Below are 12,675 nucleotides of genomic sequence, written 5' to 3'. Positions count from 1 at the left end.
GTCAGGCAGGCCGCGTCAGCTGGACTCACGACTGCTATGCAGCCGAACGCAGCCTCGCGGGCTCGGCAGCTGCTACAGATCGCATTACCGCTTATCTGACTGGCATTAGCCATAAGCGCTTCCGGTTACTTGAGTACAACGATCATTTTGGCACGGGTGATCATATTTTGAACTGCGCCCTGGCTTTGGTTCCGGCATGGGGCGCCGATTCAATGGTGAATATTCCGCCGAGGGATTCGACGCGATAGCGCATGCCGACAAGGCCCAGGGGAGTTCTACCTCGACCTGGCACACTCGGTTTCTCGGTTGAAATACCCACCCCCGCATCCTTGACTTGCACTTCCAGTAGCCCTTCGGAGTAAAAGGCGCTGAGTTTTTGGCCTTTTCCTCCGGCGTGAATATAGGCATTGTTCAATGCTTCCTGGGCGAAGCGGTAAATACAAATTTTATGCGCTATCGGTACATCGCCTGGAAGAGTATCAAGCTCCAGTTCGACTCGCGTCTCGGTTCGCTCTTCGTGCCGCTGAGCAAGTAATACCAGCGCATCGTGCAGGGTCAGATCATTGACTTCCGGAAGTGCCAGGCCGAGTGATATTCCCCGCACTTCGTTTAAAGCATCCTCGCCGGCACGTCTGATCATTTCGAGGACTTCCCCATCTGAGGCGCCTTGCGAATCTTCGAGCTCTTCAAGGCGAAGGAGAATAAGTGACAACAGCTGAGCAGGACCATCATGAAGATCTGCCCCGATCCGGCGAAGAGTGAGTTCATTGATTCTGGAGAATTCGCGATTGGCTGTAGTGACTTTGTGCTGAAGGGCGGCATTATTCGAGTGCAACCTGGCTTGCTCATCCATTTGCTGCTTTATTATCTTGTCGCCACGCCGAACGATAAAAAATAACAGCAAAAGCATGGCCATCGTTGCTGTACCAACAATCGCCCATACTTTCTTGCGAACGTTATTGATTTCGCGCTGTAACGCTTCCGCGGTTTCGTAAAACTCACCAATCGCAATAATCTTTCCAGTACCCGCTTCGCGCAGTGGAGCAAAAATTTCATAGAGCGGAATATTCAGGCTTCGCTCAAAAGCATCCTCAATATCATTCGCAGTAAAGTCTTCAAGATCATTGTCCAGTTCTGTATAGATCTTGCCTGTCAGCGCCTGTGAGATCTCCTCTGTCGGAAAAACTTTCTGGACCGCGGATTTGTCGGTGCTGTAGACAATCGTGCCGTCTGGAAGCCAGATCTTCACCGAGACAACATGTGTACTGAACGAGGTGCTGGACAACAGCTGATCAATGGTCTGAATAGTTCCATCGGGAAGTTCTTTGGCAGTGGTTAATCCCTGGACGAAAGGTTCGAGAAAGTTCGCCATGTAACGCGCCCCTGCCTCTGCCGCAGTTTGAACCGTTGCATCTTCGATACTCTGGCTTACGAGGTTTCCAACGAACGTCATGGTCAAACCCAGAATTATCGTGGCGGAGATTACGAACTGGGTTGAGCGGCTCAAATGGCGCAATTTCGCACGGGGGCCCTGTCTCCCTGGCACTCCGCCACTGGACGTTTGGCCAGCCCCTGATCCGACCAAGGTCTGATCCGATTCATCGACCAAGGTCTCAGAATTTGATTGGGCTTTTGTCTCTGTACACATCTGGGTAGCCCCTCAATACTCATTTTCAATGGAGTGTAGAGCTAGCGTTTGAGGTTGAAGGCGGGAGGCGCGATGAATAGTTTAAAAAGATTCTCGATCAATCTGGATAATCGCTATTCCCGGCAGACCAATAGTGTGGTCGGCCATTCGCGCCCTGTACTGTCACTTTACGGCCATACAGGCCAGGATGGAAACGTCTGCACGTTTGGCATTCAACATACTAGTCAAATCGTAGTCGATGCCAGCTTTCTCATGGATAAAAGGCTTGTTGACGAAGCCGCATGGACGCAGAACCGTGCCATCACCCCTCAGGAAGTCCCGGACTATGGCGATCTTCGCGAGCCTATTCCGGACAATGACTCTGATCGCTGGATGTGTGGCATCTGTGACCAGCCCCCTATTCCTGAGAGAGCATTATGGACAGAAGGATAGAGCCCCGATACGTGACGGGGCCTTTTGCAAGTTACCCCTTCTTTTCGTCCTGCACTCATGGGCCGTCCCCTCCTTGAGGCGCAACACCGGCCTGTAAATACGGTTGCCATGAGGCATTGACCCTCAGCTGAGCACTGCTGATCGCACGCGATTCGGCAAGGGCTCGGTGTCGCCGTGAAATCAGGTCCCGTCGTTCAATTTCTGTTTTTTGTTTATGGGGTTCAACACTAAACCACGTAGTTGCAGCCGAGCATTACGCATGTGGTTTCCTGACTAGTTATGCATCGAGGAAACAGCCATGGCCAGCTTCATCAAGTCCGATCTCGAATTCATTCTCGAACAAATTTTCATCGCCGAACGGCATGCGGCAGGCGCGAGTCTGGCTGACATGCTGCCGAACGTAGAAGTACCCTTCGGCCTGCGCACCGTTTCCGGCATCTACAACAACCTGGCCGATCCCCAGATCCAGTTTGGCGCCGCCGACAACATCTTCCCGCGTATGACGACGCCGGTGTTCAATACCGCGCAGGTCCAGCCGGTTGGCTTCTTCGGCCCCGCCGATCCTGGCGGAACCACGCCGACTTCCTACCTGCAAACCAGCGGTTTCGTCTTTGACTCGCAGCCGCGCACCATCAGTAACCTGATCGTCGACCAGACCGCCAACAATCCGGCGGCGGTCGCGGCCGCAGCGGCCAATCCGGATTCACAGACTGTCACCAGCCCCGGTCTGGATGGCCTGTTCGGCACCGCCGACGACGTTTCCGTGTTCCAGATCCCTAATATCACGCCGGACGCGGGCCTGACCGTGCCGTTCAACCAGTGGATGACTTTCTTTGGCCAGTTCTTCGACCATGGCCTGGACCTTGTCACCAAGGGCGGCAGCGGCACAGTCTTTATTCCGCTGCAGCCGGATGACCCGCTATTCGTACCGGGCAGCCCGACCAACTTCATGGTGCTGACGCGCGCCACCAATCTGCCCGGCCCCGACGGCATTCTGGGCACCGCCGATGACATCCACGAGCAGAGCAACACCACCTCGCCGTTTGTCGACCAGAACCAGACCTACAGCTCGCATCCCTCGCACCAGGTGTTCCTGCGCGCGTATGAGCTCAACGCCGCTGGCGATCCGGTAGCCACCGGCAAGCTGATCACCAATCGTGATCTGGGCGTCGATGGGCAATTCGGCACCGCTGATGACGTCGAAATCGGCGGCATGGCCACCTGGGCAGTCGTCAAGGCCCAGGCCCGTGATCTGCTCGGCATCAACTTGACCGATGCGGACGTGTTCAACGTACCGCTGCTGGCGACCGATGCTTACGGCAACTTCATCAAGGGGCCTAACGGCCTCCCACAAGTCGTGATGATGGGCGCGGATGGCCTTCCCGGCACGGCCGATGACGTACTCGTCGAGGGTAATCGGGCCGCGCCAATCAGCCTGGTGAACGCCGTGCGCACCGGTCACCAGTTCCTTATCGACATCGCCCACAGTGCCGATCCGACCGGCGGCCTGACGCCTGACGCGGACACCGTCATTGGCGGCCCGCAAGCTCCCGGTACCTACGACAACGAGCTGCTCGACAAGCACTACATTGCCGGCGATGGCCGGGTCAACGAGAACATCGGCCTGACCACGGTGCATGAGATCTTCCACAGCGAGCACAACCGGCTGATTGACCAGACCAAGGAGACAGTGCTGGCCTCCGCCGACCTCGATTTCCTGAACAAGTGGCTGATGCCCGATGCCCAACTGACAGCGCTGCCAGTGACGCCGGCCGATATCGCGGCCCTGCACTGGAACGGCGAGCGGTTGTTCCAGGCGGCCAAGTTCGGCACCGAGATGCAGTACCAACACCTGGTGTTCGAGGAGTTCGCGCGCACCATCCAGCCGCAAGTGGACGTCTTCCTGGCGCCTATGGGTAACGACACCACGATCGACCCGTCGATCGTCGCCGAGTTCGCGCACACGGTCTTTCGCTTCGGTCACTCGATGCTGCTGGAGACGGTCGATCGCTTCGACCCCAACTTCAACGTCGTCGGCGACGGCAATCCGGTTGACCCGGGCAATCAACAGACCGGCCTGATCGCGGCCTTCCTCAACCCTCTCGCGTTTGCTGCGAGCGGCCCAACTCCTGATCAGGCGGCTGGCGCCATCGTGCGCGGCATCACGCGGCAGGTCGGCAACGAGATTGACGAGTTTGTCACTGATGCTCTGCGCAACAATCTGGTCGGCCTGCCGCTCGACCTCCCCGCGCTTAACCTGGCGCGCGGCCGCGACGCCGGCATCCCGTCGCTGAACGCGGCGCGGCGCGAGTTCTACCACATGACCGGCGACAGCCAGTTGACCCCCTACACGAGCTGGGCCGATTTCGTGCAGCACATGAAACACCCGGAATCGCTGATCAACTTCATCGCCGCCTACGGTACGCATTCAACCATCACTGGCGCTACGACGATGGCGGACAAGCGCGCCGCGGCTGTGGATCTCGTGCTCGGCAGCGCCACGGCGCCGGCTGATCGCCTGGACTTCCTCAACAGTACCGGTGTCTGGGCCAGCAACGCCGGTGCGGACGGTATTCTGCACACCGCAGACGACGTGACCACCACCGGCCTGGACTCCGTCGATTTCTGGATCGGCGGCCTGGCTGAGGAGAAGATGCCTTTTGGCGGCCAGCTGGGTTCGAGCTTCAACTTCGTCTTCGAAACCCAGTTGGAAAACCTGCAGAATGGTGACCGCTTCTACTACCTGGCACGCACCGCGGGACTCAACTTCGGCACTGAGCTTGAGAACAATTCGTTCGCCAATCTGGTGATGCTCAACAGCGATGCAACGCACCTGCCGGCTAACATCTTCCAGACGCCGGCCTTCATCCTGGAAGTCGACCCTACGCACCAGTTCAACCAGAGTGTGGTGGCCGGCCCGGACGGCATCCTCGGCACGGCCGACGATCTGCCAGCCAACGCTGACCCCTTTGGCCCGTCGGACCACCCGATCGGCTCACCACGGATTGACCATTTCACGCCGCTGGTGATTCGCGACAACCCCGACACAGTGGGCCCGGATACCAACTACCTGCACTACACCGGCGGCGATACGGTCGTGCTGGGTGGCACAGCTGGCAACGACATCCTCATTGCCGGCGACTCTGACGACGACACGGTCTATGGCGATGCCGGCAACGATCGGCTCGACGGTGGCTACGGCAACGACAACCTCTTTGGCGGCGCCGGTGACGACATCATCACTGACATCGGCGGTGCCGACGTCATCCACGGCGATGACGGCAACGACGTCATCCAGGCCGGTAACTCGATCCTCGCCGGCAACAACCTGGTCCTCGGCGGTGCGGGTAAAGACTTCATCATCACCACCGAAGACATCACGATGACCTTCGGCGGCGCGGGTGACGATTTCATCCTCGGCGCCAAGGTCAACCTCGCGCCGACCGGCAACGAAGGCGACGACTGGATCGAGGGCGGCACCCAGGACGGTGCGCCTGGCGATAACATGAGCCCGACCTTGACCGACGATGTGCCCGGCAACGATATCTTCATCGGCACCGGCGGATTCGATGAAATGATCGGTGAAGGCGGCGACGACGTCTTCGTCGCCAGCGATGCCCAGGACAAGATGGACGGCATGTCCGGGTTCGACTGGACCACCTACAAGAATGACAAGTACGGCGTGACCGTCGACATGGTCGTTCCCTTCTTCAGTCCCTATCACGCGGTGCCCAATGCTGCAGGCAATATCGTGGGCGCAGTGGCGCAATCGGCCGACTCGATCTATGACCGGTTCGCGGAAGTGGAGGGCCTGTCGGGCTCGGCCTTCGCCGACTTCCTGCGCGGCGATGAACAAAACGCGGCCATTATCGCCAACATCACGGCCAGGGGCAGCATTCTCACCAACTTCGATCTCGTCAGCGGCCTGCGGGCCTTTGTCGGCAGCGCCGGTTTCGGTGCCGACGGTATCGGGGGGACGGCCGACGATCAGTTCGGCGCGGGCAACATCATCCTCGGCGGCGATGGCAGCGACATCATCGAAGGCCGTGGCGGCAGCGACCTCATCGACGGTGACAGTTGGCTCAACGTACGCATCAGCGTGCGTCAGAACATCGATGGCACCGGGCCGGAGATCGCCAGCTTCGACAGCATGACGCCGATGATCCCGCTCATGCTGAACGGCACCTACAATCCCGGCCAGCTCGTCGCCGTGCGCGAAATCCTGCCCGGTACATCCGCAGGCGGGGCTGCGTTCGACACCGTCAACTTCCTGGGTCCTCTGGCGAACTACACGATCTCCGTCAACGGCATCGTCGTCGATCCCGCCGTTCCCCTCAATATCGCCGGCACCGACATCGTCACCGTGACCGACAATGTCGGCAAGGAAGAAACCGACCGTCTCACCCATATCGAGCGGCTGCAGTTCTCCGATCAGGCAGTGGTCCTCGTGCAGGGGGTCAACGCCGAGCCTGTGGGTGCACTGACGGTCGATAACACCGCACCGACCGTTGGCCAGACGCTGACCGTGTCTGCGGCAGGCCTCACCGATGGCGACAACGCGGGCGGGGCGATCCACAATTCCATCAGTTACGTATGGCAGTTTGAAGCAGCACCGGGCTCGGGCGTCTTCGAGGACATCATCCTCGGGCCAGGTCGCATCGGTATCGGATTTGTAAGAGCGGACGCGCCCACGTTCACAGTGACGTCGGATCTTGCCGGCCTGGCAATTCGCGTCAAAGGCATCTATGCGGATGATCATGGCGTGACGGAGCAGGTATTCTCGGCACCGACTACGGCAATCGTGGCCGCGGCGCCTACCCCCGCACCGGCGCCTTCGCTGATMGATCCGCAGACCACTGCCCCCAGCAACGGTGTGCGTTACACGCAATCCGACCTGGCGTTCATCCTTGACCAGATCAAGATAGCGGAACACCACGCGGCTGGTGAGAACCTGGTTTCTCTGCTGCCGAACATCCGGGTGCCGTACGGATTGCGCACGGTCGAAGGGACGGAGAACAACCTGCTCCATCCCGAGTTCGGTGCCGCTGATAATGTATTCCCGCGCCTGACCACGCCGGACTTCCGCCCGGCCGACGCCGGCACGAGCTACACCCAAACCAGTGGCCTGGTGATCGATTCGCAGCCGCGCACCATCAGCAACCTGATCGTCGACCAGACCGCCAACAACCCGGCGGCGGTCGCGGCCACCTTCGATCCGGGTCTGGATGGCGTCCTTGGCACGGCTGACGATGTCTTGAAGGTCGGTGCACAGGTGGTTACCGGAACCCGTACCGACGGCACGACGTTCCAGACCTTCTTCGACCCGAACGTGAGCCCTGACGCGGGCCTGACCGCGCCGTTCAACCAATGGATGACCTTCTTCGGCCAGTTCTTCGACCATGGCCTGGACCTCGTCACCAAGGGCGGCTCGGGCACTGTGTTCGTTCCGCTGCAGCCGGATGACCCGCTGTTCGTGCCCGGTAGCCCGACCAACTTCATGGTGCTGACACGCGCCACCAATCAGCCCGGCCCCGATGGCATTCTGGGCACGGCCGACGACATCCACGAGAACACCAACACCACCTCGCCGTTTGTCGACCAGAACCAGACCTACAGCTCGCATCCTTCGCACCAGGTGTTCCTGCGTGCCTATGAGCTCAACGCTGCTGGCGATCCAGTGGCCACCGGCAAGTTGATCGAAAATCGTGATCTGGGCGCCGATGGCGTGTTCGGTACGGCCGATGACGTCGCGATCGGTGGCATGGCCACCTGGAAGGTGGTCAAGGCGCAGGCGAGCGCGCTGTTGGGCATCAACCTCACCGATGCCGATTTCGACAACGTGCCGTTGCTGGCGACCGACGCCTACGGCAATTTCATCAAGGGTCCGAACGGTTTTCCACAGGTCGTGATGAAGGGGGCGGATGGAATTGCCGGTACGGCCGACGATGTGCTCGTCGAAGGTAATCCGCTGGCGCCCATCAGCCTGGTCGATGCCGTGCGCACCGGTCATGCCTTCCTCAACGACATCGCACACACCGCCGTTCCGGTGGACGGCCAGACCGGCGCAGCACTCCTGCCCGATGCGGACAATATCGTTGGTGGTACACCTGCGCCAGGCTTCTACGACAACGAACTGCTGGATGCGCACTACATCGCTGGCGACGGCCGGGTCAATGAGAACATCGGCCTGACCACCGTCCATTCCATCTTTCACCATGAGCACAACCGCTTGGTCGATCACACCATGGCGGTGGTCCTGGCGACAGCGGCAAGCGGCGACGTGTCCTTCCTGAACGAGTGGCTGCTGACGCCTGTCACTGCCGTTCCCGCCGATACCTCGACCCTCGACTGGAACGGCGAGCGCCTGTTCCAGACGGCGAAGTTCGGCACCGAGATGCAGTACCAGCACCTTGTGTTCGAGGAGTTCGCGCGCACTATCCAGCCGATGGTCGATCCCTTCTTCGCCCCGGGCCAGGTGTACGACACCGCGATCGATCCGAGCATCGTTGCCGAGTTCGCGCACACCGTCTATCGCTTCGGGCACTCGATGCTGCTGGAGCAGGTCGACCGGCTTGATCCGAACTTCGCTTCGAGCGATATCGGGCTGATTCAGGCCTTCCTCAATCCGCTCGAGTTCGCAGGCAGCGGTCCGACCCCAGAACAGGCGGCCGGTGCCATCGTGCGCGGCGTGACCCGCCAGGTGGGCAACGAGATCGATGAATTCGTCACCGAAGCCTTGCGCAACAACCTGCTGGGTCTGCCGCTCGATCTGCCCGCCATCAACCTGGCGCGCGGCCGCGATACCGGCATTCCGTCCCTGAACGCGGCGCGGCGGGAGTTCTATGGGCCCACCGGCGACGCCGAGCTCAAGCCCTACACCAGCTGGGCCGATTTCGTGCAGCACATGAAGCATCCGGAATCGCTGATCAACTTCATCGCCGCCTACGGCACGCACTCGACCATCACCGGCGCCACCACGCTGGCGGACAAGCGCGCCGCGGCTGCGGACCTGGTGCTCGGCGGCGCGACCGCACCGGCCGACCGTGTCGACTTCCTGAACAGCACCGGTGCCTGGACCAGCACCGCTGGTGCGGACGGCGTTTTGCACACGGCTGACGATGTGACCATCACCGGCCTGGATAACGTCGACTTCTGGGTTGGCGGGCTGGCCGAGGAGAAAATGCCCTTTGGCGGCATGCTCGGCTCGACCTTCAACTTCGTCTTCGAGAACCAGATGGAGAAACTCCAGGACGGTGACCGTTTCTACTATCTGGAGCGCACTGCCTCGATGGACTTTGGCGCCGAGCTTGAGAACAACACGTTCTCCTCGCTGGTCATGGCCAATACCGATGCAACACACCTCCCGGGCAGGGTTTTCCTGACGCCAGCCTACACTCTGGAGGTCAACCAGGCGAACCAGTACAACCCCAGTGTGATTGCCGGTCCCGACGGTATTGTCGGCACGATCGACGATCTGCCAGCCAATGCCGATCCGTTTGGTCCGTCGGTCCACCCGATTGGCTCACCGCGCAGTGACTTCCTCACACCGCTGGTGATCCGCGACAACCCCGCCACAGTGGGCCCGGATGCCAACTACCTGCACTATACCGGCGCCGAAACGGTCGTGTTGGGCGGCACGCCCGGCAACGACACCCTCATTGCCGGCGACTCGGACGACGACACGGTCTATGGCGATGCCGGTAACGACCGGATCGATGGCGGCTACGGCAACGACCAGCTCTTTGGCGGTGCCGGTGACGACATCATCACCGACATCGGCGGCGACGACGTCATCCACGGCGAGGACGGCAACGACGTCATCCAGGGCGGCAACGGTCTCAACCTGATCCTCGGCCAGGCCGGTCAGGACTTCATCATCACCGGCGAGGACTTGGCCGACACCAGCGGAGGCCTGGGCAACGACTTCATCCTCGGCAGCAAGGCGAACGAATTCGCGCGCGGCGGCGAAGGTGACGACTGGATCCAGGGCGGATCCGCCGATGGTGTTGCCGGCGACAACTTCGACCCATTCGGCAACGACCCGATCAATGGCAACGACGTCTTCATGGGCGATGGCGGCCCGGACAACTTCGACGGGGAGGGCGGTGATGACATCATGATCGGCAGCCCCAGCGAGGCGGACCGTTTCATTGGCTTCTCCGGTTACGACTGGGCGACCTTCAAGGACGATCCGGCCGGCGTGACCATCGGCCTCAACTCCAGGCTGCGCTTCTTCGATCAACCGGCGGTGCCTGGCTCCAACGCGTCGATCCTTGCCCGGTTGGACCTGGTGGAAGGGTTGTCGGGATCGTCCCACGCCGACTTCCTCAGCGGCGATGACTCCACTGCAGACTTGCTCGCCGTCGCTGGCGCCAAGGGCAGCGTGCTCACCAACTTCGACCTCATCAGCGGTCTGCGGGCGTTCGTTGGCGCTGCCGGCAACGGGGCGGATGGCATCGCCGGCACAGCTGACGATAAGTTCGACGGGGGCAACATCGTCCTGGGCGGTGCTGGCAGCGACGTCCTCGAAGGCCGTGGCGGCGATGACCTCATCGACGGCGACAAGTGGCTCAACGTACGCATCAGCGTGCGGCAGAACATTGATGGCACCGGGCCGGAAATCGCCTCCTTCGATAACATGACGCCGCTGGTCCCGCTGATGTTGAACGGCACCTATAACCCCGGCCAGCTCCAGATCGTCCGCGAGATCCTGACGGCGCCCGGCCCCGACTTCGACACGGCGCTGTTCTCTGGCAATTTTGCGGATTACACCGTGGTCGAAAACGTCAACGGCACCGTTACGGTCACCGACAATGTCGCTGCCAGGGACGGGGTCGACACCCTCAGCAATATCGAGCGGCTGCAGTTCGCCGATCAGGCGCTCGTGCTCGGTGGTTTGAACTCGGCGCCAGTCGGCTCGCTGAGGATCGACGATCCCACGCCCGCCGTCGGCCAGACGCTGACGGTTTCGGCGGCAGACATCGCGGATGCCGACAATACCGCGACCGGCGGTGCGATCACCGGGCCCATCAGTTTCTTCTGGCAATTCGAACCGCGTGCGGGCTCGGGCGTCTTCGAAGACATTACCTTCTTTGCCGCCGGAGAGGTCGCGCGCGCAGAGGGAACGACTGTCACGGTGGGCTCGGAACTCAGGGTCGCACCACCGGCGACCCTCATCGGCGCCGTGCCGGCTGTTCCGGAACTCGTCGTGCCAACCGGACTGGCTCTGCGCGTCAGGGCGGTCTACAAGGACGCCAATGGCGTGCTGGAGGAAGTGTTCTCGGCGCCGACCGCACCGATCTCGCCGGCCGGTACCGGCACCGTCAATGTCCTGCCGGTTGGCACGGTGCTGATCAGCGATACGACCCCGACGCCAGGCTCGGCCTTGACCGCCACGGATGCGTTCACCGACGCCAACGGGACCACGACCTCGGTGATTACCCATCAGTGGCAGGTGGGGAGCGGTGCGATCTTTGCCGACATCGCCGGCGCGACGGGCACGACCTTCACGCCCGACTCGACGCAGACCGCTCAGCAACTGCGTGTCGTCGCGAGTTACGTCGATGACCTCGGCACACTTGAGCAAGTCACCTCTGCCGCAACGACAGTGGTCGGTGATGTGTTTGTCGGTACCGCCGGTGCCGACATATGGACCGGCACAGCAGGCGACGACGTGGCCAGCGGAGGCGATGGCAACGACATCCTGAACGCCTTGGGCGGCAACGACATCCTCAATGGTGACGCGGGCAATGACGTTCTCATCGGCGGTACGGGTGCCGACACCATGGCCGGCGGTGTTGGCGACGATGTCTACGAAGTCACCGACCTTGGGGACGTGGTGACCGAGCTCGCCGGTGCCGGCAACGACACGGTCTGGACCTCGCTCGCGAGCTACACCCTGGGTGCCAACGTCGAAAATCTGTATTACGGCGGCAGCGGCAACTTCGCGGGCACCGGCAACGCGCTCGACAATACGCTCGTGGGCGGTGCGGGTAACGACGTCCTCATCGGTGGCGCAGGTGCCGACACGATGGCCGGCGGTGGCGGCAGCGATGTCTACGAAGTCACCGAGCTTGGGGATGTGGTGATCGAGCTCGCCGGTGCCGGCAGCAGCGACACGGTCTGGACCTCGCTTGCGAGCTACACCCTGGGCGCCAACGTCGAGAATCTGTATTTCGGCGGCAGCGGCAACTTTGCGGGCACCGGCAACGCGCTCGCCAACACGATCGTGGGGGGGGCGGGTAATGACGTCCTCGTCGGTGGCGCAGGTAACGACGTCCTCATCGGTGGCGCAGGTGCCGACACGATGGTCGGTGGCGTCGACAACGATGTCTATGAAGTCGACAACCTTGGGGACGTGGTGACCGAGCTCGCCGGTTCCGGCAGTGACACGGTCTGGACCTCGCTTGCGAGCTACACCCTGGGTGCCAACGTCGAGAATCTGTATTTCGGCGGTAGCGGCAACTTTGCGGGCAGCGGCAACACGCTCGACAACACGCTCGGGGGTGGCGCGGGTAACGACTTCCTCGGCGGCGGTGGCGGTGCCGACACGATGCTCGGCGGTGGCGGTGCCGACACGATGTTCGGCGGTGTTG

At 61.4% G+C, this 12,675-nt stretch carries 3 protein-coding genes; 2 read left to right on the top strand and 1 reads right to left on the bottom strand.

Annotation, left to right across the window (positions count from 1 at the left end; all coding sequences use genetic code 11):
- Positions 1-160: 160 nt before the first annotated feature.
- A complete protein-coding gene (locus tag AB4Z35_RS29040) occupies positions 161-1,648 on the bottom strand; it encodes a sensor histidine kinase (protein ID WP_442101027.1) in 1,488 nt (495 codons plus the stop codon).
- Between the two features lie 72 nt (positions 1,649-1,720).
- Here AB4Z35_RS29040 and AB4Z35_RS29035 point away from each other — a divergent pair, with 72 nt between their 5' ends.
- Together AB4Z35_RS29035 and AB4Z35_RS29030 are read left to right on the top strand one after the other, a co-directional pair.
- A complete protein-coding gene (locus tag AB4Z35_RS29035) occupies positions 1,721-2,080 on the top strand; it encodes a hypothetical protein (protein ID WP_442101026.1) in 360 nt (119 codons plus the stop codon).
- A gap of 298 nt (positions 2,081-2,378) precedes the next feature.
- Positions 2,379-12,675, top strand: a 10,297-nt coding sequence (locus tag AB4Z35_RS29030) for a peroxidase family protein (RefSeq protein ID WP_442101025.1), incomplete at its 3' end; no start/stop codon positions are given.

Source organism: Pseudomonas sp. KB_15 (assembly GCF_052114525.1).
Lineage (GTDB): Bacteria > Pseudomonadota > Gammaproteobacteria > Pseudomonadales > Pseudomonadaceae > Aquipseudomonas.
Note: the sequence above shows the minus strand (reverse complement) of the source record. Positions and strands in the feature narration are given on the sequence as shown.

Excerpts from the sequence above, each read along its gene's own strand:
- AB4Z35_RS29040 (WP_442101027.1), bottom strand. The coding sequence starts at position 1,648 with ATGTGTACAGAGACAAAAGCCCAATCAAATTCTGAGACCTTGGTCGAT.
- AB4Z35_RS29035 (WP_442101026.1), top strand. The coding sequence starts at position 1,721 with ATGAATAGTTTAAAAAGATTCTCGATCAATCTGGATAATCGCTATTCC.